This window comes from Rhodococcus sp. NPDC003348 (genome assembly GCF_053589375.1).
In genome coordinates, this window is sequence record NZ_JBSFRT010000010.1 from 37741 (window position 1) to 62184 (window position 24444).

General features: G+C 69.1%; 26 protein-coding genes. 12 read left to right on the forward strand and 14 right to left on the reverse strand.

The genetic code is table 11. The features are described 5' to 3' along the window. Positions 1-20: 20 nt before the first annotated feature. Positions 21-344 carry a hypothetical protein gene (locus ACWDU4_RS09310; RefSeq protein WP_450113597.1) on the forward strand — a complete coding sequence of 108 codons (324 nt, stop codon included), beginning with the start codon at positions 21-23 and terminating at the stop codon, positions 342-344. 20 nt (positions 345-364) lie between these two features. After that, positions 365-895, forward strand: a complete 531-nt coding sequence (locus ACWDU4_RS09315; RefSeq protein ID WP_450113598.1) for a glycosyltransferase family 2 protein — start codon at positions 365-367, stop codon at positions 893-895. A gap of 95 nt (positions 896-990) precedes the next feature. Here ACWDU4_RS09315 and ACWDU4_RS09320 read toward each other — a convergent pair whose 3' ends face one another. Together ACWDU4_RS09320 and ACWDU4_RS09325 are read right to left on the reverse strand one after the other, a co-directional pair. After that, a complete protein-coding gene (locus tag ACWDU4_RS09320) occupies positions 991-1431 on the reverse strand; it encodes an STAS domain-containing protein (RefSeq protein WP_450113599.1) in 441 nt (146 codons plus the stop codon). Positions 1432-2335: 904 nt separating this feature from the next. After that, positions 2336-2755 (reverse strand): Hsp20/alpha crystallin family protein, encoded by a 420-nt coding sequence (locus ACWDU4_RS09325; protein ID WP_450113600.1) that lies wholly within the window; start codon positions 2753-2755, stop codon positions 2336-2338. A gap of 150 nt (positions 2756-2905) precedes the next feature. On the opposite strand from ACWDU4_RS09325, the gene ACWDU4_RS09330 reads away from it, so the two are divergent. The 5 genes from ACWDU4_RS09330 to ACWDU4_RS09350 all read left to right on the forward strand — a co-directional run bounded on the left by ACWDU4_RS09330 (position 2906) and on the right by ACWDU4_RS09350 (position 4861). Then, positions 2906-3367, forward strand: a complete 462-nt coding sequence (locus ACWDU4_RS09330; protein WP_450113601.1) for a MerR family transcriptional regulator — start codon at positions 2906-2908, stop codon at positions 3365-3367. Positions 3368-3372: 5 nt separating this feature from the next. Continuing rightward, entirely contained in the window at positions 3373-3570 is a 198-nt protein-coding gene (locus ACWDU4_RS09335) for a hypothetical protein (RefSeq protein WP_450113602.1), read from the forward strand. A 52-nt stretch (positions 3571-3622) separates the two neighbouring features. Beyond that, positions 3623-3745 (forward strand): hypothetical protein, encoded by a 123-nt coding sequence (locus ACWDU4_RS09340; protein WP_450113603.1) that lies wholly within the window; start codon positions 3623-3625, stop codon positions 3743-3745. A gap of 255 nt (positions 3746-4000) precedes the next feature. Beyond that, on the forward strand, positions 4001-4465 hold the full coding sequence (locus ACWDU4_RS09345) for an Hsp20/alpha crystallin family protein (RefSeq protein WP_450113604.1): 465 nt from the start codon (positions 4001-4003) through the stop codon (positions 4463-4465). Positions 4466-4507: 42 nt separating this feature from the next. After that, the gene (locus ACWDU4_RS09350) at positions 4508-4861 is read left to right on the forward strand and encodes a J domain-containing protein (protein WP_450113697.1); all 354 of its coding nucleotides are present in this window, start codon (positions 4508-4510) and stop codon (positions 4859-4861) included. A gap of 94 nt (positions 4862-4955) precedes the next feature. Here the strand turns inward: ACWDU4_RS09350 and ACWDU4_RS09355 are convergent, their stop codons facing one another. Both ACWDU4_RS09355 and ACWDU4_RS09360 read right to left on the reverse strand, forming a co-directional pair. Further along, on the reverse strand, positions 4956-5144 hold the full coding sequence (locus tag ACWDU4_RS09355) for a hypothetical protein (protein ID WP_450113605.1): 189 nt from the start codon (positions 5142-5144) through the stop codon (positions 4956-4958). A gap of 29 nt (positions 5145-5173) precedes the next feature. Next, positions 5174-5452 carry a hypothetical protein gene (locus ACWDU4_RS09360; protein ID WP_450113606.1) on the reverse strand — a complete coding sequence of 93 codons (279 nt, stop codon included), beginning with the start codon at positions 5450-5452 and terminating at the stop codon, positions 5174-5176. Positions 5453-5839: 387 nt separating this feature from the next. Here ACWDU4_RS09360 and ACWDU4_RS09365 point away from each other — a divergent pair, with 387 nt between their 5' ends. Both ACWDU4_RS09365 and ACWDU4_RS09370 read left to right on the forward strand, forming a co-directional pair. Further along, positions 5840-6649: an HAD family hydrolase gene (locus ACWDU4_RS09365; protein ID WP_450113607.1), complete on the forward strand. Its 810-nt coding sequence runs from the start codon at positions 5840-5842 to the stop codon at positions 6647-6649. Further along, positions 6646-9411, forward strand: coding sequence for a cation-translocating P-type ATPase (locus ACWDU4_RS09370; protein WP_450113608.1), 2766 nt, complete (start codon positions 6646-6648; stop codon positions 9409-9411). Before ACWDU4_RS09365 ends, ACWDU4_RS09370 begins: the two co-directional genes overlap by 4 nt. On the opposite strand, the gene ACWDU4_RS09375 is transcribed toward ACWDU4_RS09370, so the two are convergent. The 9 genes from ACWDU4_RS09375 to ACWDU4_RS09415 all read right to left on the reverse strand — a co-directional run bounded on the left by ACWDU4_RS09375 (position 9398) and on the right by ACWDU4_RS09415 (position 20722). Continuing rightward, the gene (locus tag ACWDU4_RS09375) at positions 9398-9889 is read right to left on the reverse strand and encodes a hydrogenase maturation protease (protein ID WP_450113609.1); all 492 of its coding nucleotides are present in this window, start codon (positions 9887-9889) and stop codon (positions 9398-9400) included. The two genes, ACWDU4_RS09370 and ACWDU4_RS09375, sit on opposite strands and share 14 nt — an antisense overlap. After that, positions 9886-11178 carry a Ni/Fe hydrogenase subunit alpha gene (locus ACWDU4_RS09380; protein ID WP_450113610.1) on the reverse strand — a complete coding sequence of 431 codons (1293 nt, stop codon included), beginning with the start codon at positions 11176-11178 and terminating at the stop codon, positions 9886-9888. The genes ACWDU4_RS09375 and ACWDU4_RS09380 overlap by 4 nt, the downstream gene beginning before the upstream one ends. Next, on the reverse strand, positions 11171-11962 hold the full coding sequence (locus ACWDU4_RS09385) for an NADH-quinone oxidoreductase subunit B family protein (RefSeq protein ID WP_450113611.1): 792 nt from the start codon (positions 11960-11962) through the stop codon (positions 11171-11173). Before ACWDU4_RS09385 ends, ACWDU4_RS09380 begins: the two co-directional genes overlap by 8 nt. Next, positions 11962-12771 carry an FAD/NAD(P)-binding protein gene (locus ACWDU4_RS09390; RefSeq protein WP_450113698.1) on the reverse strand — a complete coding sequence of 270 codons (810 nt, stop codon included), beginning with the start codon at positions 12769-12771 and terminating at the stop codon, positions 11962-11964. The genes ACWDU4_RS09385 and ACWDU4_RS09390 overlap by 1 nt, the downstream gene beginning before the upstream one ends. A gap of 25 nt (positions 12772-12796) precedes the next feature. Beyond that, positions 12797-13285 carry a cyclic nucleotide-binding domain-containing protein gene (locus ACWDU4_RS09395; protein ID WP_450113612.1) on the reverse strand — a complete coding sequence of 163 codons (489 nt, stop codon included), beginning with the start codon at positions 13283-13285 and terminating at the stop codon, positions 12797-12799. Further along, entirely contained in the window at positions 13282-14454 is a 1173-nt protein-coding gene (locus ACWDU4_RS09400; protein WP_450113613.1) for a 4Fe-4S dicluster domain-containing protein, read from the reverse strand. The genes ACWDU4_RS09395 and ACWDU4_RS09400 overlap by 4 nt, the downstream gene beginning before the upstream one ends. A 117-nt stretch (positions 14455-14571) precedes the next feature. Next, positions 14572-18228 (reverse strand): trehalose-phosphatase, encoded by a 3657-nt coding sequence (otsB, locus tag ACWDU4_RS09405; protein WP_450113699.1) that lies wholly within the window; start codon positions 18226-18228, stop codon positions 14572-14574. A gap of 96 nt (positions 18229-18324) precedes the next feature. Continuing rightward, the gene (locus tag ACWDU4_RS09410) at positions 18325-20043 is read right to left on the reverse strand and encodes a sensor histidine kinase (protein ID WP_450113614.1); all 1719 of its coding nucleotides are present in this window, start codon (positions 20041-20043) and stop codon (positions 18325-18327) included. 34 nt (positions 20044-20077) lie between these two features. Next, the gene (locus tag ACWDU4_RS09415; RefSeq protein ID WP_450113615.1) at positions 20078-20722 is read right to left on the reverse strand and encodes a response regulator transcription factor; all 645 of its coding nucleotides are present in this window, start codon (positions 20720-20722) and stop codon (positions 20078-20080) included. 110 nt (positions 20723-20832) lie between these two features. On the opposite strand from ACWDU4_RS09415, the gene ACWDU4_RS09420 reads away from it, so the two are divergent. The 3 genes from ACWDU4_RS09420 to ACWDU4_RS09430 all read left to right on the forward strand — a co-directional run bounded on the left by ACWDU4_RS09420 (position 20833) and on the right by ACWDU4_RS09430 (position 22785). Continuing rightward, on the forward strand, positions 20833-21327 hold the full coding sequence (locus ACWDU4_RS09420) for an N-acetyltransferase family protein (protein ID WP_450113616.1): 495 nt from the start codon (positions 20833-20835) through the stop codon (positions 21325-21327). A gap of 10 nt (positions 21328-21337) precedes the next feature. Next, complete coding sequence (locus tag ACWDU4_RS09425; protein WP_450113617.1) at positions 21338-22216, forward strand: universal stress protein; 879 nt, start codon at positions 21338-21340, stop codon at positions 22214-22216. 113 nt (positions 22217-22329) lie between these two features. Continuing rightward, on the forward strand, positions 22330-22785 hold the full coding sequence (locus tag ACWDU4_RS09430) for an Hsp20/alpha crystallin family protein (protein ID WP_450113618.1): 456 nt from the start codon (positions 22330-22332) through the stop codon (positions 22783-22785). Positions 22786-22836: 51 nt separating this feature from the next. On the opposite strand, the gene ACWDU4_RS09435 is transcribed toward ACWDU4_RS09430, so the two are convergent. After that, on the reverse strand, positions 22837-24429 hold the full coding sequence (locus ACWDU4_RS09435; protein ID WP_450113619.1) for an MBL fold metallo-hydrolase RNA specificity domain-containing protein: 1593 nt from the start codon (positions 24427-24429) through the stop codon (positions 22837-22839). Between the last annotated feature and the right edge of the window lie 15 nt (positions 24430-24444).

A 24444-nucleotide genomic window follows, 5' to 3' on the forward strand; every position in this document is an offset into this window, starting at 1 on the left:
CGACGGAAGGAAGGGACCTCGTGACCGACGAACACGTCGAAGGATCGAACACCGCCCGCGAACACGCCGGTGAGGCGGTGCGGGACGTCCGAGGCTGGCCGGGATACGGAGGTGTGATGGGCGGCGTCGTCCTGATCGCGCTGTGTGTGCTCGCCGCCGGTTACGGATACGAGGGCTGGGCGTGGATCAGCGGTCTCGCCGGTGCCGTGGTCCTGATCCTGGGAATCGTCGCGGTCGTGGCCGTGAACCGGATGTCCCATTCTGTGAGGACGATTCGTGGTGGGGACCTGAAGCACTGCAACGGGGCGAGCGCACCTTCGATGCGCATCCCACGGTCGGACTGATCGCCGCCCGCATGGTGTCGATGCCGGAACAGCGGGACGATCCGATCTCGGAGCGCATGGAGTCCAGTCCGCTGGGGCGCCTGCCGGACCTGCCGGGCGTGTCGGTGCTCGGTTTCCTGGCGAGTGCGGCGATCGTGCGTCGCGACGCATACCTCGAGGTGGGTGGGTTCAGCAGGCTCCTGCAGTTCGCCGGTGAGGAGGATCTGCTCGCGATCGACCTGTCGCAGCACGGATGGGATCTGTGCTACCTGCCGGACCTGGTGGCGTATCACACGCCGTTACGCCGCCGACTGCACCGTCGGGCACGCCGACGACGCGAGGAACGCAATCGAATCCTCACGGCGCTCATGCGGAGGCCCGGTGCACACTGCGTCCGGCTTCTCCGGGAACTAGTGGCCGAAACAGCACACGACCCGCGGAACCTCGCCCTGTGGATGTCGCTCGTCCGGCGTGTGCCCGCGGTGGCGCGGAGCGGCTCTGATCGCCGACGCGACACCGTCCGCACGTTCAACCCCGGTGCTCGTCGGTTCGGGCATTGCCGGGCCGGGTAAACGCCGCCGGAGCGCACACTCAGCTCCGGCGGCCCCTCGGATCGGGCGCGCACCCTCGAGAGGCCCCGCGCGCCCGATGACTTCATCTGGCTCGGTTACTGCCGCGACCGGACGAGCACGTAGTCGAGATCGACGTGCGCGGAAAGCTCCGCACGTCGAGCCTCCACGGCCGCACGAACGCTCGGGAAACAGCGGAAGTGCTGGTCCGCGTCGACGACCTGCAACACCCGCCGGGAACTCTCGTCGGGGACGAGGAGCATCGCCAGGCCACGGAGATCCGCGTGGAGCTGAGCCTCAGCGAGGGCCTGCACACCCGCAATCGACACGAAGCCGGCGTGCGAGAAGTCGACGATGACGGTGCGACGTGCTTCGCGGAGGGCCTTGTCCAGGCCCTTGACGAAGTCGGCGATCACCCGCGCGTCAACGTCGCCGACCACTGAGGCAATGGTCGGGCCCGGTCCACGGACACGACAACACCCGACGCCGTTGACGGATTCGACTAGCGGGTGGGCCAAGCAATGAATGTGAACGCGCACGGCAAACCTCCAACGTGGTCGAACGCAGCTGTTTGCTCAACCGCCGAATGGATTGGGTGGGCCGCGGGGAGTGTCGACCGACAGCGAGGTCCGAGCCGTCAGCGTCAAGGTCGAATCGAAACCCACTACCGGTGTAGCACTCCGCGACAGCCACGGCAACGGACCAATTGTCCAGTCGGGCCGGACCAATACTGAACAGGTCGTTGCAGACAGACAGCCTCCCTCAGCGACGGAGACCCGACGCCCCACATCCCTCACACGGATGCCGGTGGGTCGCCTGACTCAAGACGGGCACGCGCACTCCAGACGAAGACGCTCCGGGGCCGAGAGGTTTGGCCTGGCCAGCGGATGTGGGTGCGCACGGCGACACGTCCGCGGGGGCCGGTCACGGCTGCGGGGCAGCTCGCAACGTGGTGTCACGCCGTACGGGCGCAGTGCGCAGAGCCGGAAGTGTTCGGCTCGTTGCGCCGGCTACGAAGAAACTCGATGCGAGCGGCCCCGCAGGGACTCACCGTATTGAATCAGGTGCTGTATCACCTCCTAGATCAATGGCACGGGGGAGCTACGGCACGCGGTGCCGGCGGTCGGGGGGAGCGCGTTCAGGACCGCCCCTCCTGGCTTGACGTAGACGCGCCGACGTGGCCTGCCCAACCCCCGCCTGTCCTGTGTCACTCGGGACCGGCCGAGGTGAAGGTGGCCGCCGCGCCGTGAGCGTGCACGGCGGTCCTTCTGGCGGAGTGCACGAAGAGGGCATCTCGCCGAAGATGTCGTCAATTGCGCTGGCCAGCCATGCCTCGTCGGCGACGAGGCATGGCGCCTGGCCCACTTCGGGGGGAGCGTCGTACACGCGGTCCACGGTGATCATCTGTCTCATCTCCTGAAGCGCGCTCGCACTGCGCCGGACTCAGGCCGTGATCGCTTCCTGACCAGCGGTGGTGTTGATTTCGATCTTCCGCGGCTTGGCCTTCTCCGCCACCGGAATCGTCAACCTGAGCACCCCGTCGGCGTACTTGGCTTCAATCCGATCGGCGGCGAGGTTCTCGCCGAGGAACAACTGGCGGCTGAACACCCCCCGAGGACGTTCGGAAGCCACCATTTCGACGTCCGCGTCACGCACGGGCCGCTCTGCATGCACAGTCAGTACATTCCGCTCGACGTCGAGGTTCAGCGAATCGGCCGGCACCCCCGGGAGGTCGAACTCGACAACGAACTGGTCACCTTCGCGCCAGGCGTCCATCGGCATCGCCGCCGGCCGGGCGACCGTTCCCAGCACCTGCTGGGTCCAGCGGTCGAGCTCACGGAACGGATCAGTGCGCATCAACATCGTGGCCACCTCCAACAAACCCTTCCAGTCTCGGTTCTGTCCCGATGATCCTTCCAACAATCACCACGTTATCTGCATTCCGTGGTATAGATTAGATATAGCACTTGAGTAAGAGTGCGACAAGGGCCGAGAGCTGAAACGGAGATGTCGATGACGAAGGAATCGTCCGCGCGGGAAGCGCGCGGGGTTTACGGCATCTCGGTCGCCGCGGAGCTGTCAGGTGTGGGGCCGCAAGCCTTGCGGCTGTACGAACGCAAGGGATTGCTCACCCCTGCTCGCACCGACGGGGGCACGCGACGGTACAGCGATGAGGACATCAACCGACTGCAACGGATCACCGAGCTCATCGACAGCGGGGTGAACCTCGCCGGCATCGCCAAGATCCTGAAACTGGAGAGCCACAATGTCGAACTGCAGACCGATAGCAGCTGGCTGAGGTCCACCAATGCCCGCCTGAAGTCGGACAACGCGCAGCTCACGTCCGACAATGCGCAGCTCACGTCCGACAACGCGCAGCTCACGTCCGACAACGCGCAGCTCACGTCCGACAACGCGCAGCTCACGTCCGACAACGCACAGCTACGACAGGAACAACGCAACAGGAAGGGATAGCCCTGATGACGAACGACACGGACCGGACCCTGACTGTCACCGGTGAAGCGGACCTGATCGAACAGCGTCTCGATGTCGTCGATCAGAACGAACCGGACCTCGATGAGATGGCGCAGGCGGGCGTCGGGTGGGACGCCTCCGAGGCTGACCGGATCGACCAGGCTCTCGCCGTGCCGTGGGACGCCGAGGAGCGCAGGACCTGACAGGGATCGGCCTGGGACTGTTCATGGCTTGGAGATCATTTCGGGAGGGAAGATGACCGAACCGTCAGCGCAGCGACCCGCTGCAACGTCCTCGAGCTTGAGTACCGAGGAAATCAAGCGCCGGATCGAGCAGATGTTCGCCGGCCGCCCTCCGGGCGGGCAGCAGAGCGGCTGAACGCCGCCGCGCCGCACCACCCCCGGTTGGTGGCCTCAGCGCTGGGCACGCGGGTGTCGTTCGACCCCGACACCGTCCCAGTTGCGCTCGCCGGGAGAGCAGCGAGGTTCATAGATCTTTTTCAAGCAGTACAGATTACCTATACCGGAAGATAAGCGTTGGGCGCTCGGCGGGCGCCAGACCCGGTTACTCGACGGATTGAACGCGCCGCAAGGACATCACCGAGCCGCCACACGAGGACCAGGAGGCGAAACCGTGTTGGGATTCGATCCGTTCCCCGACATCGATCAACTCACCGAACGGATGCTGGGAACGAGGGCAGGATCGGAGAGGGTTCCGCGGTTCATCCCGATGGACCTGTACCGCTCAGGGGACCACTACGTGCTGCACGCCGACCTGCCGGGCGTGGATCCGGGCTCGATCGAAGTCAGCGTGGAGAACGGTGTTCTGACTCTGACGGCAATGCGTAGCGAACGCACCGAACACGATGTGGAATGGATGACTTCGGAGAGGTTCGCCGGGCGCTTCGTACGCCGACTTCACCTCGGCGAGGGAATCGACGCGGACAACATCAGCGCCACCTACCAAAACGGCGTGTTGACGGTCACGCTTCCGGCGCAGGAGCAAGCGAAGAGGCGTCGCATCACCGTCGCATCCCGCGGCCAACAGAAGGCGGTCGACGCGAACGCGCCGGACGATCCTGAACAGTCCACAGAGTAACGACGACGCCAGGACCCGGCCGGTCGACAGGAGGCGTGGGTGATGGAGTACCGCCCCGAGCGAGAGGACTGGTATCAGGTCTTGGGGGTGGATCCCTCCGCCAGCCAGGATCAGATCGGCCATGCGTTTCGCCGACTCATCCGCGCCCACCACCCCGATACACGGTTCCGGTCGGACCCTGTCGAGGATGAATGCCTTGGCCGGATCATCGCCGCCTACCGGGTCCTCCGAGATCCACGACGCCGGACAGAATACGACCGCGACCATCCCGATCCCGCGCCAGTTACACCTGCACGGAGCACCGGAACGCCTGTCGACATCCCCGTAACCCGGAAAGCGGCCGACGCCCGGCGAGGGTCCCCGCTGTGGGCTGGACCTGTACGTTTCGGGAGGTGACCGCGGGACCGGACGTCGATATCAGCGTCCGTGATGTGGAGGGCAACGGGCGGCAGGCGTGCGAGGCGGTAGCGAGATCGGGGCGTGAACTCCATTAGGTGGCCATGCGGCCGACTGGGGCAGCCAGTGCCGCGGTTCCCGCTTGGACGCGGAACGGATCCAGCTCACTCCGCTGACTCTCGGCGCGCTCGATCAGCTCGTCGAAGTGGATGTTGGGAAGCCGCCGGTCTAGGCCCGCAATGTCGCGCAGGGTGGTCCACAACTGTTTCTTGGCTTCGCCCATCGTGAGGAATTCCAACTCACTGAACCGGCTCAGTGGCGAATAGCCATGTGCTCGTCCGTTGAGTTTGAGTCGTCCCAGTCGTTCTGCGCCCATTGCCAGGCCGGTCTTGAGGGGTTTTCCCGGATGCCCAAGCGGTGCATCATCGTGCGACAGGTCTCGACATCTTCGGCAATGCCTGCCGAAACCCGCGCGAGCGCAGCACCGAGGTCGGTATCGCGGTTCTCGCGTTCAGACCTTCGAGCTATCTCCCGCCAAAGAACACCGAGGGCGAGCTGATCGTTGAGGTAGATGCGAAGTTGCTTCTCCATGCCGCCTCGACTACCCCCGAGTACACCGGAAGAATCCTCTCCCAAGTGCGGATCGCTGCTGGCCCGCCCGCATCCGGCAACGATTGGTCCCCCAGGGACTGGAGATCCCCTCCGGGGAGAAGGACCCATGCCACGGTTCTCGCGTCACGGGGACCGTTCCGCTCCCGGACGACGGCGGGTTCCATAGCCGGACCCAGAGCCCGTCATCTGCCAGGATAGGTACGCGGCGACGCAGATCAGAATCAGAAGGCCCCACGACTCCACGGCAATGGGCTACCCACGGAATCGACCTGTCACACAGCACCAACTTCACCGCATCCCGCCGCCCTTGGACGGCGACGCAAACAGGCAACGCGGCCGAAGCTGTACAAGACGGGAGGACTGAACGTGAAACCGACCGACGCGGGTGGCGCCTCAGCTGACCCCTGTGTGCGGGTGCGCGGCCGGGAGTTCCGCGCGGTGATCTTCGACCTCGACGGGGTGATCACCGACACCGCGACCCTGCACCGCCGAGCATGGGCGGCGGTGTTCGACGACTTCCTCACCCGATGCCACCCTGCACAGCCGGCCTTCAGCGCGCAGGACTACCTGTCCTACGTCGACGGGAAGAATCGGGCCGACGGGGTGCGGTCCTTCCTCGCCTCGCGCTCGATCATCCTCCCGGAGGAGCCCGCCACACGCGGTGGGCGCGAGGTCGAGACCGTGTCCGGGCTGGCGGAGCGCAAGGACCGGATGTTCCACGACCTGCTCGACGCGGAGGGACCGCACCCGATTGCACCGACCGTGGACCTCATCGACCGGCTGGGCCGCGCGGGGGTGCCCGTCGCGGTCGTCAGTGCCAGCCGGAACGCCGCCGCTGTGCTGTCCCGCGCGGGACTGACCGACGCGATCGACTGCCGGGTCGACGGGCACGACGCCCACCGGCTCGCGCTGCCGGGGAAGCCGGACCCCGCGCTTTTCCTCGAAGCGGCGCGGCGGCTGCGGCTGCACCCGGGCGACGCGATCGTGATCGAGGACGCCGAATCCGGTGTCACGGCCGCCCGCCGCGGCGGATTCGGCCTCGTCGTCGGGCTCGCGCCCGCGGGACACGCGGCAGCGCTTCGGCGCAGCGGCGCGGATGTCGTCGTGCCCGGCGTCGACGCCCTGTCCTGGACGTTCGAGACCACGGGTGCCCCCGATCGGACCGGCCACGCGTGAGCCGGTCGGCGCACCACTCCTACCTCCATTCGTCCACCACCACGGTTGCGGCGCCACCGCCGTCCGCCGATCCCCAGGAGGCACTGGACCGCCTCCTGCGTGACCTGCGGTCGCGTCGCGAAGGCCTGTCCGGGCGCGAGGCCGAGCGGCGGCTGACCGTGACCGGGACCAACGAACTGGTGCGACAGGCCGGTGAACCGTGGTGGCGGGAACTGCTCCGCCAACTCGTCCATCCGCTCGCGCTGCTGCTGTGGTTGGCCACCGTCCTCGCCGCGCTGTCCGGCTCGGGACCGCTGGCCGTCGCGATCGTCGTCGTGATCCTCCTGAACGCGGGCTTCGCCTTCGTCCAGGAACGCCATGCGGAACAGGCGGTCGAGGCGCTGTCGGCCTACCTGCCTCCGCATGCCCGGGTCCTCCGCGACGGTGCGGAACGGCAGATCGACGCGCGTGAGCTCGTCCCCGGGGATGTGGTGGTCGTCGGCGAGGGGGACCGGGTGTCCGCCGACGCCAGGTTGCTCACGGGCTCGCTCGAGGTCGACACGTCCACACTGACCGGGGAATCCGCACCGGTCGCGGTGGCCGTCGACATCGCGGACAGTCACGTCCCGCTCATCCGGGCCAGGGACATCGTCTTCAGTGGAACCACCTGTACCGCGGGCGAAGCCACCGCGGTCGTGTTCGCCACCGGGATGCGCACCGAACTCGGCCGTATCGCCGCGCTCTCCCAGCGAGTTCGACACGAGGAGAGCCCACTGGAGCGGCAGGTGAAGCGGGTCGCCCGGCTCATCGCCGTGGTCGCGGTCGGGATGGGGATCGCGTTCATTCCTCTCGGCACCCTGGCGGCCGGACTGTCGTTCGGCGACGCCGTCACCTTCGCGATCGGGCTCCTGGTCGCGAACGTCCCCGAGGGCCTGCTGCCGACCATCACGCTCGCCCTTGCGGTCGGTGTGCGTGCCCTGGCCCGGCAGGGAGCGCTGGTCAAACGGATCTCGGCGGTGGAAACCCTCGGATCGACGAGCGTGATCTGCACCGACAAGACCGGCACCCTCACCCTCAATCGCATGCGGGTGGACCGGATCCGGACCACCGACGGTGTCCTCGACTTCGACCGGACGGTCGTCGTCGCCCCGGGCTCGGCCCTGGACCGCCTCGCTCGGGCCGCCGTGTCCTGCAGCAACGCCGAACTGGCCGGGCCGGGCGGCGACGAGGTCGGTGACCAGACCGAGTTGGCGCTGCTACACGCCGCCGAGCAGCTCGGCGTCGATCCCCGCAGCGATCACCGCGATCGGATCGCGCACTTCCACTTCGACCCGAACCTCCGGCGCATGTCCACCATCGACGCGACCAACGACGGAGCGCGGGTGCACACCAAGGGTGCGCCGGAGGAGGTTCTCGCGCGCTGCACCCGGATCGCCGTCGGCCGGGACGCCGACCGTGCACTCACGGACGCCGACCGCGCCGACATCGACGCGTCGGTGACGCCCTGGGCCCGGCAGGGCCGGCGGCTGCTCGCGCTGGCGGACCGTCGCCTCGACGCCGCCACCGCGGCCGGGCTCGGCCGTGACGAGGCGGAACGCGATCTGGTCTTCCTCGGGGTCGCGGCCATGGTCGACCCGCCGCGGCCGGAGGTCGCCGACGCCGTCACGCGCTGCCACACGGCCGGGATCCGCCTCGTCGTGGTGACGGGAGATCACGCGTTGACCGCGCGGGGCATCGCGGAGGGCGTGGGCATCGGTCGGGGCGGTCTCCGGGTGATCGGCGGACACGAGATGGACCGGATGTCCGATCACGAACTCGACGCGATGCTCGCCACGGAGGGTGAGCTGGTCTTCGCGCGCAGTTCACCGGAATCGAAACTGCGCATCACCGATGCGTTGCAGGCGCAGGGACACATCGTCGCGATGACCGGCGACGGCGTCAACGACGCACCCGCGCTCCGCAGCGCCGACATCGGTGTCGCCATGGGTCGTTCGGGTACCGACGTCGCACGGGAAGCGGCCACCATGGTGCTCACCGACGACAACTTCGCGACCATCGTCAGCGCCGTCGAGGCCGGCAGGCAGGTCTACGACAACGTGCGCAAGTTCATCGTCTACATCTTCGCGCACGCGACGCCGGAGGTCGTGCCCTTCCTGATCTACGCCCTCACCGGGGGAGCGGTTCCGCTGCCGCTGACGATCATGCAGATCCTCGCCATCGACCTGGGCACCGAGACCCTGCCCGCGCTCGCGTTGGGGCGCGAACCCGCGGAACCCGGGCTGATGGAGCGCGCACCGAGACCGCGGTCCCAGCCGGTGATCGACGGTCCGATGCTGTTGCGCGCGTGGGGCGTCCTCGGAGGCGTATCGGCGGTTCTGGTGATGGCCCTGTTCGCCGCGACGCTCGTCGCGGGCGGGTGGACGATCGGGGCCGACCTCGGGTCGGGGCCGCTGCATCACACCTGGCAGCAGGCCACCACGATGACCTTCCTCGGGATCGTCGCCTGCCAGATCGGCACCGCCACCGCCGCACGCACCCGACGGGCATCGCTCGCCCGGATCGGGTTCGCCACGAATCCGCTGTTGTTGTGGGGCATCGCTTTCGAACTGTGTTTCGCCGCGTTGGTCGTCACGGTCCCGTTCCTGCAACGCGTCTTCGGCACCGTCACTCCGCAGCCCTGGCAGGTGGCGGCGCTGCTGCCGCTGCCGTTCATCGTGTGGGGCGTCGACGAGGCCTTGCGGTGGCTGGCGCGCCGGAGGGCGGCACCGGTCACCGATCGGTGACACCGGCGACCGGATCCGGGTGCTCCATGCGGGGCTCGGCGTCCGCGGACAGCGCCGCGGCGACCGCGCGCGCGACCGCGGGGGCGGCGGCGGCGACCGCGGGCGACAGGCCCCGGCCCGGCGCGACGTCGGCGACCTCCACGGCAACGATCACCAGCCGGGCCGGCATGCGGCCGAGGGCCCCGCCCAGGGCGATCGCCGCGCCCAGGTCGAACCCGTGGGTCCCGGCGGTGGCGACGGGCAGATCGGCGGCGGCGAGCACGTGCACCCGTCCCGGTCGCGGGTGCGGCATCCGCAGCGCGTCGAGCACGACGGCCACCCGGGCGCCGCTCCACGCCTCGATCAGCTCGATCGGGTCACCGGGCGAGATCAGGGTCCGGGCGGGAACGCCGTCCCGGTGCAGGCTCCGGGCCAGGGCCGGTCCCACGCCGTCGTCGCGGCGGAACTCGTCGCCCAGCGCGATCAGCACCGCGGTCATCGACGATCCACCGTGAGGTCGAGAAAGTGTGTGGCGCAGGAGATGCACGGGTCGTGATTGCGGATCGTCCGCTCACACAGGGCGGTGAGCTCCGCGTCGTCGAGGTCGAGGTGCCGCTCGACCACACCCGCGAGCTCGTGCTCGATTGCCGACTGGTTCTGCGAGGTCGGCGGCACGATGACCGCATCGCGGATGACGCCGTCCCCGTCGACGTCGTACCGGTGGTAGAGGAGTCCGCGGGGGGCTTCGCTGACCCCGTGACCGGTCGCCGCCCGGGGGCGGACGTCGCGCGCCGGCCGCGGAGGCCGCTCGTAGGACGCGATCAACCGCAGCGCCTCGTCGACCGCGTAGACCACCTCGACGGCCCGGACGACGATGCTGCGGAACGGGTTCCGGCACACATCGCCGAGTCCCGCCGCCGCGGCGGCCTGCCGCGCGGTCACCGACAGCCTCGCGCTGCCCAGCGAGTACCGGGCGAGCGGTCCGGCCAGGACCCGTTCGCCGTCGAGCCGGGCGTGCAGCGCGGTGGAGTGCGGAACCTGGTGTTCGACGACGTGGGCGGGGAAGTCCGCGGCCGGGAACCGGGCACCGGACGAGGTGTGCACGGTCCCGGACTCGATGGCGTATCGGTCGGGTTCCGTCAGCGCGATCATCTCGTAGGGGAGTTCGCGATCGGGGAAGTCGAAGCCGGCGGCCCAGGCGACCGTGTCGAGGGCGTCGTCGAGGGCGCGGCGCAGCTGCTCGGCGAGCGGAGCGAGCTCGTCGCGGGTGGGTGTGCGGTAGAAGCCGCCGACGCGGACGTTGACGGGGTGGATCGGGCGACCGCCGAGCTGTTCGAGGATCGCGTTGCCCGCCTTCTTGAGCCGCAGTCCGGTCTCGACCCGGGCACGGTCGGTGCGGGCGAGCGCGATCGAGTCGGCGACGCCCGCGAAGTCCGGGGCGTGCAGGAAGTAGATGTGCAGCACGTGGCTGGCGATCCACTCTCCGCAGTAGAGCAGCCGGCGCAGCCGGACCACGGCGTCGTCGGGAGGCGCCGCGCACGCGTCCTCGATGGCGTTGCACGCACTGACCTGGTAGGCGACCGGGCAGATCCCGCAGATCCGGGAGGTGAGATCCGGCGGCTCGCGAAAGTCCCGGCCGCGCAGGAACGATTCGAAGAACCGGGGCGGTTCGTAGATGCTCAGCTCGGCCCGTTCGACCCGGCCGCCCTGGACCGTGACCCGGAGCCTGCCCTCGCCCTCGACGCGGGCGAGGGCGCGCACGATCAGTCGCCTGTCCTCGTCACCCATCGCCGGTCCCCGGCCGGTCGGGCTCGCCGTGGGTGTAGGCGGCGAACTCGGGTGCGGCGACGTTGAAGGTGGCCAGCACCCGGTCGATGGCCGCGTCGTCCATGCCGCAGATGCGCAACCAGGCCGCCATCGAGGCGAGGTTCGGCCCCTTCATCGGGCCGAAGCACCCGTAGCAGCCGCGGTCCTGAGCGGGGCACAGCGCACCGCAGCCGGCGTGGGTGACCGGACCGAGACACGGCGTCCCGTCCGCGACCATCACACAGGTCAGGCCGCGGCGCTTGCATTCGTTGCAGACGCTGGTCGCGGGGGTGTCCGGACGCCGGCCGGCCAGGAACGCGGTCAGCACCTCGAGGAGCTGGCGCCGGTCGATGGGGCAGCCGCGGAGCTCGTGGTCGACGTGCACGTGGGCGGCGATCGGCGTTGACGTCGCGAGGGTGTCGATGTACTCGGGTGAGGCGTAGACGTGGGACGCGAACTCCTCGACGTCGGCGAAGTTGCGCAACGCCTGGATCCCGCCCGCCGTCGCGCAGGCCCCGATCGTCACCAGCATCCGGGACCGGTCCCGGATACGGTGGATCCGGTCCACGTCCGTAGCGGTGGTGATCGATCCCTCGACGAGCGAGAGGTCGTAGGGCCCGTCGACAGTCGCGCTGGAGAACTCCATGAAGTGGGCGATGGTCACCTCCTCGGACAGTCCGAGCAGTTCGTCCTCGCAGTCGAGCAGCGAGAGCTGGCATCCGTCGCAGGACGCGAACTTCCACACCGCCAGGGTCGGTTTCGTCATCACAGCTCCCGCACGTGGAGAAGTGCCCCGGCAACGGTGTAGTCGACGACCGGGCCGTCGCGGCAGAGCAGGAGCTCGCCGAGCTGGCAGTGCCCGCACAGGGCCGTGCCGCACTGCATGTTCCGTTCCAGGGAGACGCGGATGTCCGCCGCGGCCACCCCTTTGCCGATCAGCACCCGCGCCGCGAACCGCATCATCGGTTCCGGGCCGCACAGCAGGGCCGTCGTCCGGCCCGGGTCCAGACGCAGCCGCCCGAGCGGTTCGGTGACGAACCCGACCGGGCCGTCCCAGTCGCTGCTCGGCCGGTCGACGGTGGTCTCCACGTCGATGGCCCCGGCGGCGGACCACGCACCCAGTTCGCGCCGGAACAGGAACTCGTCGGGGCCACGGGCACCGACGACCAGAACAACCCGGCGGAAGGCGTCACGCGCCGCGAGGATCGCCAGGACCGCGAACCGCACGGCCGCCAGCCCGACACCACCGGCCACGACGACCACGTCGCGGCCGCGGCACGAACCGAGCTCCCATCCGGTGCCGAACGGGCCCCGCACGCCGAGGGTCGAACCCACGGGGGCGTCGTGCAGAGCGCGACTGACCGCACCGACCGCGCGGACGGTGTGCTGAAGTTCCCCGCCGCCCGGCGCGCCGCTGATCGAGACCGCGACCTCGCCGATGCCGGGGGCGGCGAGCATCATGAACTGCCCGGGCGTGGAATCGGGCAGCGGCGCACCGATCGGGACGAGGGAGAGGGTGACCGAATCGTGGGTCTCGGTCACCCGGTCGCGCACCAGATACCGGGTGGGCACCATCGGATCCGTCGCGGTCCTCACGTCGTCACCGCGTGCCCCGGTCGGTGCGAGGCGGTGACGCCTGCGGTTCGCCGTACAGGTCCAGCAGCCGGGCCCGGGTGGCCTGGAGCCGGTCGACCAGCGCACCGGACAACGCGCACGCGACCGCGTACCCGAACACCGGGTCCACCGCGCTCGCCTCGCGCAGCAGCTCCGCATCGATCTCGTGCGCGCGCGCAGCGGACCGCGCGGTGGCGGCGAAATGCCACCGGTAGGGAGCGGTCATCCACGACCAGCCCAGCACGTCGCCGACCCCGAGCGTCTCGATGGGCACGTCGCCGCGCCCGGGAACATGGGTGTGCAGCAGGACCCGACCACCGCGCACCAGCCAGAGCCGCTGCGCGAGGTCGCCCTCCCGGAAGACGTTCTCCCCGGCGGCGAACTCCACCAGCCGCGACAACCCCAACAGCGCTCGCAGATGCTCCGGATCCAGCCCGGCCAACATCGGAACCTGCTCGGGTGCAGTGGAATTCATCCCGATCCCCGGGTGGGATCCGCGCCGACGGCCGGGAACGCCTCGGCCAGGCGAGCGGCCTCCTCGGTGATGTCGATGCCGACGGGACACCAGTCGATGCACCGTCCGCAACCCACGCACCCCGACGAGCCGAACTGGTCGTACCAGGTGCCGAGCTTGTGCGAGATCCACTGGCGGTAGCGGCTCTGCCCCGATTCCCGGACGTCACCCCCGTGCAGGTGGGAGAACTCGGGTTCGAAGCACGAGGCCCACCGCTGCCAGCGTTCGGAACCCGTTCCGGTGAGGTCGGTGACGTCCTCGACGCTCGTGCAGAAGCACGTCGGGCACACCATCGTGCAGTTGCCGCAGGTCAGACATCGGGACGCCACGTCGTCCCACACGTCGGCATCGCGGGCGGTGCGCAGCAGCTCGCGGAGATCGACGTCGGGCATCTGCCGGCCCATCCGGTCCGCGGCCGCGCACACCTCCTGCGCGGCGCGGTCGACCTCCTCGGGTGCGGCGGGCGCGTGCGGCACCCGCGCCAGGACCTCCGCGCCCCGACTCGTCCCGACGTCGACGAGATAGTGCGGAGCACCGTCGGTCAGGCGTTCGGTCAACCGCAGGTCGTAGTCGCCCGCGGCTCCGGGACCGGTGCCCATGGACGCGCAGAAGCACACCCCGCCCGGCTCCGTGCAGTCCACCGCGACGACGAACAGCCGCGCGAACAGCGCCGCGGTCCGGCCGTCGCCTCCGCCGGCCAGGACGGTCCGCAACGTACGAATGGCCGCCAGGTCACAGCCTCGGACACCGAGGAACGCGTAGGACACCTCCTCGTCGGGTGGCGGACGGAACTCGTCGTCCCCGCTCGTCGACCACAGCTGCCTGCGCGGCGGATGCAGGTACTGCTTCCACGACTGCGGACCCGACGAGTGCCCGAACACCGCCCCGTCGTCACGCCGGTGCACGCGGTACCGGCCGGGCGCCGTGGTGACGCCCCACCCGTCCGGGAGTTGGTCACCGTTCTCGAGCTCGCGCAGGACGATGGCGTTGTCGTCGAAGGTCGGGCCGATCACCCGATAGCCGTCGCCACGCAGCACCGTGACCAGGTCGTCGAGTCCGCGCCGGTCGAGCACCGCTCCGCCCGGCGCGGGGTCGGGCTGCTGCTGATCGGGATGCCGGGTGCCCTCCACAGGCCCCTCCTCGCGTCGCGAGCGGATCGTCTTGCGCCGCTCGATGTCCGCCGTTGGTTCGGCCGTACCGGTAAATTCCCAGTATCGGCGGTGTCCTCGCGCCGGTCAATCGTGCGGCTAGCTGAGCCTGACGGTGGCACCCGGCCGCAGTTCGACGACCTGGCCGCGGCACTCGATCTCGATCGGTCGCTGATTGCCGGCCGCGGCCCGCACCTCCACGCTGCGCCCGCTCACCGTCAACCACAGCTGGTGACCGCGGTAGAAGATCGGAAACTCCAGCGCCCCCATGGACTCCGGCCACTGCGGGCCGAGAACCAGCCTGTCGCCGCGTGTCTCCAGGCCGGTGAAACACCGCTGCAGCAGGTCCACGCTGCCGGCCATCGCCGCCAGGTGGATCCCTTCGGCCGTCGTACCACCCTGGATGTCGGTGATGTCGGAGGCGAGCACGCTTTCGAAGAACGCCATCGCCTTCTCGCGGTTGCCGCGCGCGAGCACCCAGGAGTGCACCACCGCGCTCAACGTCGAGCCGTGGGACGTCCGGTCGAGGTAGTAGTCGACCGTCCGCGGAATGTCCTCGGGATCGAGCCGATATCCCAGCCTCCCGAACAGGTCTCGCAGTTCGTCGGCGGAGAGGAGGTAGAACAGCATCAGCACGTCCGCCTGCTTCGACGCGCGGTAGCGGTTGACGTCGTCGTCCTCGGCCTCGAGGATCCGGTCGAGCCGCCGGATGTCCCCGTACCGCCGCCGGTAGCGGTCCCAGTCGAGTTCGCTCAGATCGCCGTACCCCTCGAACTGGCTGATCACCCGATCGTGGAAGGGCACGAACATGCGGCGACTGATCTCCTCCCACCGGGCCAGCTCCGGTGCATCCAGATGGAGACGGTTGACGAGTTCCGTTCGGTCCGGCTCGGTGACCGCATCCAATGCGTCGAAAGCGCGCAAGATCACCCACACCGCCATGACATTGGTGTAGGCGTTGTTGTCGATCCCGTCCTGGGGCGCATCCGGGTAGCCGGAATGGAACTCGTCCGGCCCCATCACACCCCGGATGACGAACCGGGACCGTGACCGGTCGTACGACGCCACACTGGCGAAGAAACGGGCGATCTCGATCAGCATCTCGGCGCCGAAGTACGCGAGGAACTCGACGTCGCCGCTGATCTGGTAGTACTGCCACACGTTGTACGCCACCGCGATGCCGATGTGGCGTTGCCGCCAACTGGTGTCCGGAAGCCACCGGCCCGACCGCGGGTTCAGATGCAGTTGCTGGCTCTCCTCGCGGCCGTCGCTGCCCGACTGCCACGGGAACATCGCGCCGCGGTGGCCCGCCGCCCGGGCAGCGCGGCGGGCCTCGGGCAGCCGGCGAAACCGGTACAGCAGCAAAGACCGCGTCAATGCCGGACCCCGCAGCGTCAGCACCGGGAAGACGAACAACTCGTCCCAGAAGATGTGACCGCGATAGGCCTCGCCGTGCAACCCGCGGGCCGGGATACCGACGTCCAGATCGGCCGTGATCCGGGAGACCGTCTGCAGCAGGTGCAGGAAGTGGAACCGCAGGATCCGCGACGCTTCCACCTGCCCCGCGATGTCGATACCGACCCGGTCCCACAGGTGCTCCCAGGCCAGGGCGTGCCCGGCCAGCAGGCTGTCGAATCCACGGAGCCCGGGCAGCAGGCGCGCCGCCTCGTCGGCGGGGTCGGAGACCGCGTGGTCGTGTCCGGTGAAGAGGGTCACCGTCTTCTCCACCGTGACGGATTGGCCGGCCGCGAGGTGGACGACGATGTCGTGGCCGACGACACCGTCGGTGTCGAACCACCGGCGCCCGCCTTCGCACAGTTCACCGTCTCGTCGCACCGTCGTTCGGGCCGCCATCGCCACCGGGACGCGCGACTGGTTGGTTTGGACGGTCAGCAACACCGAGTCCGGCGCCAGCTCCACCGCCTGGACCCGTTCGAGGTGGGTGCCTGCGAGATCGCGATAGCGATCGACCAGGCTGTTCCGGACCGAACCGTCCAGAGCCGACCGCACTTCGACGGTCCCGGACCAGTCCTCGGCGACGATGACCGTCTGCAGCGCGCAGACGTGCGGACTGTGCATAGCCACGAACCGCCGCTGGAGCAGCGTCGTCGTCCGGCCCGCCGCGTCGCGGCAGCGGATCCGCCTCGTCAGCACAGCCCGTCTCAGGTTGAGGTCCTGCCGGTGCTCGAGCAGGTCGACCGTGTCGACGTCGAACCACGGCCCGCCGTCGACGCGGAACGTCGTCGGCAGCCAGTTCGGCGCGTTCACCAGGCTCTCGTTCGAGATGACCACGCCCGCACGTTCGTCGCCCAGGCGGTTGTAGAGGCCCGCCACGTAGGTGCCCGGGTAGTGCCCGCGGCCGGCCACCGATTCGGGTGCACAACCACGGCTGGCGAAGTACCCGTTGCCGACCGTGCAGATCGCTTCGCGCAGTTTCTCGGCCGCCGGGTCGTAGCCGTCGAAGTGGAGAATCCAGGCCCCGTCCCTCGGCGCGGTCGGGGAGTCGAGTTCCGCGATCTCGGCCAGTCGCTCGAGCAGCTCGCGGACCTCGACCGGGCCGTCCACCGCGAAGCGCGCCGCCGACCACCGATTTCCGGATTCCGGGCTCCGCACCACGATGCCGACGGCCCGGTTCGGCAACGCATCGAAGGCATCCTCGTCGGTGAGGTCGTCTCCGACGTAGATCGGAAGAATCGCCCCGGTGTCGACGTCCCGATCGACGACGCGCTCGAGGATCCAGCGCAACGCCCGGCCCTTGTCCCAGTCCAGATTCGGACGGAGTTCGATCACCTTGCGGCCACTGGAGATTCGGAGCGTGGCCTCACCGCCTGCCACTTCGGACACCACGGCCACGACCTCGCCGACGTGGTCGTCGCCCACGTTCCGGTAGTGCACCGCGACCGCGAACCGCTTGTGCTCGACGAACACCCCGGGGATGTGTCGCAGACGCTGCTCGAGCTGCCGGGCCACCCGATCGAGCACGGGGATCGCCGCGAGCGCGTCCGAATTCTCGTACCGCTGACCCGCGGGCCCCACGAGTTCGAGACCGTGGCTTCCCCCGTACCAGATGCCGGGCACCCCGACCCGCGCCCGAATGTCGGCGAGATCGCGTCCGCTGATCACCGCCACGGGGCATTCGGCCACGAGCCGCGTCAGGGCGGCCGCCACGCCGTCGACCGGCACGGCCGCCGCCGGGTCCGGCACCACCTCGGACAACGTGCCGTCGAAATCGAGGAACACGGCGGGCCGGCACACGCGAAGCGGCGCGGTGAGCGCGCGCCGCTCGGTCAGGGCACCGGGAATCTCGCTCAGTCGCCGGTCACCGACCCGAAGTTCGATCTCGGCGGCGTCTCGCACGACCACGTCCGCGCCGCGGCGCAGCAACTCGTCGCCGCGCTCCGCCCGGTCGACGGCGACGACGAGGGCGAAGCCGGCACCGCGCGCCTCGGCCACGACATCCTCACCAGAGGCGACGAGCACTGCTCCGGTCAGCGCGACGCCGAGTTCAACGGCAGCGTCCTGCGGCGTCGCATCACCGATCCTCACCGGAAACCACCTGCCGATTCCGGCTGCCTCGCACCGGCCGAGCGTCTCACCGCTCGCGACCACCGCACACAGGACGCCGGCGCCGTGCAACCGTTCCGCCAGTGCGACAACGGATTCGGCGCACCGCGTCGGGTCGGCCGGGTCCACCACCACGTCGGCGGCGAAAATGACGGCACGGTGATAGCGCAGATCGATGACCGGGCGGATCACCTTCTCAGTATCCACGTCGCGCACGCGTTTTTCCCTGTTCCCGAACAGAGAACGAGATCCGGCCGGGGTGTGCAGGCCCGGTGGGGAAGTGGGCCGTCAGCGCACCGGGGCCCGCCAGCGGACGGTGGTGCCCTCCATCGCTGTGCTGTCGACCGTGACCGTTCCACCGGCGGCCTCGGCGCGCGAGTGGAGGTTGTCGAGACCTCGCCCGGGTTCGCCGCGCGCGATTCCCCTTCCGTTGTCGGAGATCTCGAGGAGCAGGTCGTCGTCGACGGTGACGGTGACGGTGACCGCGGTGGCCTTGGCGTGGCGGACCACGTTGCTCAGCGCCTCTCGTAGCACCGCCTCGGCATGGTCGGCCAGATCCGGTGCCAGGGCGGAGAGCGGACCCGACATGTGCACAGTGGTCCGGAGGCCGGAATCGGCGGTGACGTCGGCGATCACCTGGTGCAGTCGACTCCGGAGCCGAGTGACCCCGGCCTCGCCCTCGTGCAGGTCGAAGATCGCCGAACGGATGTCCTCGATGATCTCCTGGAGTTCGTCCACGGTGCCGAGCAGCCGCCTGTGTACGTCCGGAGACTTTGCGCGCTGCACGGTTCCCTGCAGCGACAAACCGGCGGCGAACAGGCGCTGGATGACATGGTCGTGGAGGTCACGGGCGATGCGATCGCGGTCGGCCAGCACGTCGAGCTCACGCATCTGGCGTTGCGCGTTCGCGAGCGTGAGCGCCACCGCGGCGTGATCGGCGAATGCGGACATCCGCGACAGCTCGTCCGCGTCGAAGGGTTCTCCGCGTGTCCCGCGAAGACACACGAGCACGCCGGAGACCGCGTTTGCAGCGCGCAGCGGCAGCGCGAGTGACGCACCGGGCAAGGTGACCGCGTTCGGACCGGGGTCGAGCGTCAACCGGTCGGCGCACACGGGTTGCCGGGTGCGGAACGCCTCGCCCAATCCCGGTCCGGACAGCGGAATCCGGCGGCCGACGACGTCGACCGGTGTCGTCCCGGCCGCCACGCTCACCACCAACTCGGTCACCGACTCCTGCTCGGCGTCGGGATCGTCCGGGACCGCGAGCAGGACGCAGGACGACCCGGTCAGTTCCAGCATCTTGTCCGCGACGACCTGGAGGACCACCGGTGGCTCGTTCCCGGCCAACAATGCCAAGGTGATCTCGCGGGTGGCTTCGAGCCAGGACTGCTTGGTCTGGGACAGTGCGTACAGCCGGGCATTCTCGATCGCGATGCCCGCCGCGGCGGCCAGGGCTTCGAGGACGACCTCGTCGTCGGCGGTGAACTGCTTCCCGTCCGCCTTCTCCGTGAGATACAGGTTCCCGAACACGGTGTCGCGTGTCTGCACGGGAACACCGAGGAACGTGCGCATCGGCGGGTGGTGGGCGGGGAATCCCACCGCCGCCGGGTGGGTCGACAGGTCCGCGATCCGAATCGGTTCGGGATCGGTCGTCAGGACGCCGAGAACGCCGCGGCCGCGGGGCAGGTCGCCGATCAGCTCGCGGGTTTGCTCGTCGATCCCCTCGTAGATGAACTCGACGAGTTCGTCCCCGGGGCCGAGCACACCGAGCGCGCCGTACCGCGCGTCCACCAGGCCGATCGCCGCGTGCACGATGGTGCGCAGGGTGTCGTCGAGATCGAGCCCGGAGGCCACCGCCAGGATCGCACCGAGCAGGCCGTCGACATTCTGTCTCGCGCGCACGATTTCGAGCACCCGGCCCCGGACGTCCGACGGGGTCGAGCGAGCGTCCCTCGTGAGGTACCCCAGTACCAGGTCCGCGCTCCCGTCCCGGGCCTTCCCGGTCACGGTTCACCTCCTGTCATGGATCGTGGTGCGGCGGTCACGAGCGTGCCCGGGGTTCCACCTTCGCCGCCAGCACGGCGGCCTGCGTGCGCCGTTCGACGCCCAGTTTGGTGAGCAGACGCGAAACATAGTTCTTGACGGTCTTCTCGGCCAGGAACATGCGGGCCGCGATCTGCCGATTGGTCAGGCCCTCCCCGAGCAGCTCGAGCAGCGTCCGCTCCTGGTCCGAGAGGCCGGAGAAGGGACCGGTGTCCTCCGCCTCCGACGCCCGTAGCTTCGACATCAGCGCGGCGGCGGCGTTGCTGTCGAGCATGGACTTGCCCGCGCCGACCTCGTGCACCGCCCTGACCAGTTCGAATCCCTTGATGTCCTTGACCACGTAGCCGCTCGCGCCGGCCAGGATCGAACTGAGGATCGCCTCCTCGTCGGTGAAGGAGGTCAGGATCAGGCAGTGCAGCATGGGCAGTCGGGCCATCAGTTCGCGGCACAGCTCAATGCCGCTGCCATCGGGTAGTCGCACGTCGAGCACCGCCACGTCCGGTCGCAGAGCCGGTATCCGGGCCAGTGCAGCGGCACAGGTCCCCGCCTCGCCGACGACCTCCAGTTCGGGATCCGAGGCCAGTAGTTCGACCAATCCCCGGCGCACGACCTCGTGATCGTCGACCAGGAAGACCTTGATCATGCGGAAACCTCCCGCTCCCGGGTATCACCGTACGTCAGTTCCGGCCGCCGGGTGCAGGGTCGACGCCGGTGAGGCTGGGCAACCGAAGCGGTCGGGACTACCGTCGTCGCATGACGGACGTCGAGCGAGCGATCGCCCCGATCCGGATCCGGGCCCTGACGGCCGACGACGCCCCGGCGGTCGTCGAATTGCACGAGTCCCTGGACCAGCACGACGGATATCTGCGGTTCCTCGCCGCGCGGCCCAAGAATCTCGCGCCACTGGTGTCCAGGCTCGCCGCGGTCGACCGGCGGCACGGCGCCGTCGGCGCATTCGACGCGGGCGAGTTGGTCGGCGTCGCGAATCTCGTGGTTCTCGACGACCCGGAAACCGCGGAGATCGCCATGATCGTCAGGCACGATCACCAACTCCATGGCATCGGCACCACGCTGCTGGCGCGCCTCGCCGAGATGGCCCGGGAGCGTGGCATCCGCACGCTCGTCGCGGAGGTGCTGCTCGAGAACGTCACGATGCTGAAGGTCATCGACGAAACCGGTCTGCCGACGACGCGTTCGCGGGAGGGGAGCGTCGTGCACGTCGAGATCGCGCTGTCGAGATCGCACTGAGGAGAACGTCATGAACACGCACGCTCCGATAGTGGTGGGAGTGGACGGGTCCGACTCCGCCTTCGACGCGGTCAACTGGGCGGCGCGCGCTGCGGTACGACGCTCGGCGCCGCTGCACCTGATCTCGACCGTGTTCGTCGCGGGCAAGCACGGGGTGCCTGCCGGTCTGCCGCAAGCATTCGTCGACGATCACGAACGCGAGGGCAACCGCCTCCTGTCGCACGCGCTCGAGGTGGCACGCGCGGCGGCGGAACCGCACCCGCTGGACATCGACGCAGAGCTGACGTGGGGTCACCCCGCCGGCATCCTGCTCGAGCGCTCCGCCACCGCGGGCCTGCTGGCCGTCGGCTCACGCGGGCTCGGCGACGAGGCGGGTGACCGTCCGCGTTCGGTCGGTCCCGCGGTCGCCGCACACGCCCGCTGTCCGGTCGCGGTGATCCCAGAACGCGCCGAACCCGAATGCGGCCCGGTTGTCGTCGGTGTCGACGGCACCCGGAACAGCGAACCAGCGCTCGCGGAGGCATTCACCGAGGCGTCACTGCGCGGCGTCGAACTCGTCGCGGTCCACGCATGGTCGGACACCAACCTCGCGAGTTTGCTCAACGCGGGCCGCGGACTGGACTGGAAGTCGATTCACCAGCGGGAACACGCGCAGCTCGCGGAGCGCCTCGCGGGTTTCGGCGAGAGCTTTCCCGACGTCCGCGTCCGCCGGGTCGTGGTCAAGGACAAGCCCGCACGAGAGCTCGCCGAGCAGTCGGCACAGGCGCAGCTGGTGGTGGTCGGAAGCCGGGGCCGCGGTGGATTCGCCGGCCTGCTGCTCGGCTCCACGAGCCGGGCACTGATACACACCGTGACTTGCCCGCTGCTGGTCGTGCACGCACCGCACTGAGCGGGCGGCGGTGACATGGGTCCCCGGCCCGACGACACTCGGCCCTATCGCCCGCCGGCCCCGGGGTGTGACGTGAAGGGGTCGGAACAGTGTTGTCGCGCAAGGAGGAAATCATGGGCATGCTGTCGCCACACCGTCCCACCCAGCCACCGTCGATCTGGCCCGCGATGCCGGACTGGTCGGACCTCGTGGCCCGGTTCGAGTCGATGTCGCCATGGACGGCGATCGAGGGTCACATGATCCGGGTCGAGGAGCATCTCGCCGAGGGCCGGTACACGTTGCGTGCCGAACTGCCCGGGGTGGATCCGGCCAAGGATGTCGACATCAGCGTCCGGGACGGCCAGCTGACCATCAAGGCCGAACGCACCGAAAGGCAGGAAGAGGGCCTGCGGTCGGAGTTCCACTACGGCAGCTTCTACCGTTCGATGCCGTTGCCTGCGGGCGCGAACGAGGACGCCATCGACGCGACCTACGCCGATGGGATCCTCACGGTGACGGTTCCGGTGGCCGAGGCCCCGGCCCCGGCGAAGCACGTCGAGATCAAGGCGGGCGGAGAGGCGGGGAAGTAGGGTCGAGCGGTACCTGCGCAGCGCGCCCTGCGGCTGGAACGCCGTGCGTGATCAGCCGTGGGCCCGCGTGCGCCGCTCGGCGTATCCGTCGAGTATCTTCCGCATCTCGGCGATGGCCGTTTGCCGATCCTCGGGATCCTCGATCAGGGCCAGGTGCTGTTTGAGTGTCACCGTGAAATCCGCGTAGTCGTTCTGCCAGTCCCGGCCGACCAGTTGCGCCGCGTCCGAACGGGCGGTCTGGACCAGCGTCGCGGGGGTTCCGGGCCGTAGCCGGTAGCCTTCGCCGATCTCCGGGGTGACGACGTTCAGGGACGGGTCCTCCTCCGCAACGAGTTGGGCCAGCGCCGCCAGCGCCGTCGGCTCACCATGGGTCAGGAAGAGGCTGCCCGAGATCGGCTTGCGTTCCCTGATCCAGTCCTGCAGCTCGGTCTGGTCGGCGTGTGCGGAGTAGCTGTCGATCCGTCGAATCCGAGCCCGCACGTTGATATCCGTGCCCGAGATCCGCACTCGCCGCGCGCCGTCGAGGATCACACGACCGAGCGACCCCTGAGCCTGGAACCCGACGAACAGAACAGTGGAATCCTGCCTGGGCAGATTCTGCACGAGGTGATGGCGGATGCGCCCCGCCTCGCACATACCCGAGGCCGCGATGACGATCACTCCCGACATGTCGTTTATCCGTGCGGAGGCGGCGGCGTTGTCCACGTAATGAATCGCGGGATGGTGGAAGATGTCCCTCCCACCGAGATCCTCGAGTTCCCGCGCATGCCTGGCGAACACCCGGGTGGCGTGGGTCGCCAACGGTGAGTCCACGAAAACCGGCACTTTGGGAATTCGGTTCTCCTCGACCAGGCATGCGATGTCGAGCAGCAGTTCCTGCGTCCGCTCGAGGGCGAACGCAGGAATCAACAGATTGCCGCCGCGAGCGATCGCCCGGTTGACCTCGTCCTCGAGCAGGCCGCGCCGTTCGGCGATGGTCAGCCGTGCCCGTGCGCGGCCGCCATAGGTGGATTCACAGACAACGTGATCCACACCGGAGGGCCCCGCGGGCCCGGTGTGAAAGGCCTTGTTCCGCGGACCGAGGTCGCCGGAACAGAACACGCGGACACCGGCCAGTTCGACCTCCGCCGAACTGGCTCCGAGAATGTGCCCCGCATTCCACAGCCGAACCCGTGCGCCGGGTGCGGGAGCGAACCACTCGCCGAGCGGCACCGGGCGCGTCCGCTGCCATGTCATGACGGCGTCTCGTTCGGTGTACAGCGGGGTGAAGGAGTCCTCGCCGACGCGATCACGCCGACGGTTTCGGCGGGACGCCTCGAACTCCTGGATTCGTCCGGCATCGGCAAGCATGTACTCCAGCAGATCCGCGGTCTGGTCGGTGCAGAAGATCGATCCGCCATAACCTCGGGCCACCAGTTTGGGCAGGAGCCCGCAGTGGTCGATGTGGGCATGGGTCACGACAACCGCGTCGATCTCGTGCGGGTCGAACGCGAACGCGCTGTGGTTCAGCGTCTCGAGGCTGCGTGACCCCTGGAACAGACCGCAGTCGACCAGGATCCTGGTCCCGTTGGTGGAAAACTCCATGCACGAGCCGGTCACCGTCTTCGCCGCCCCGTGAAAGGTCAGATTCACGTGATCCGTCATCGAGGTCTCCGATCC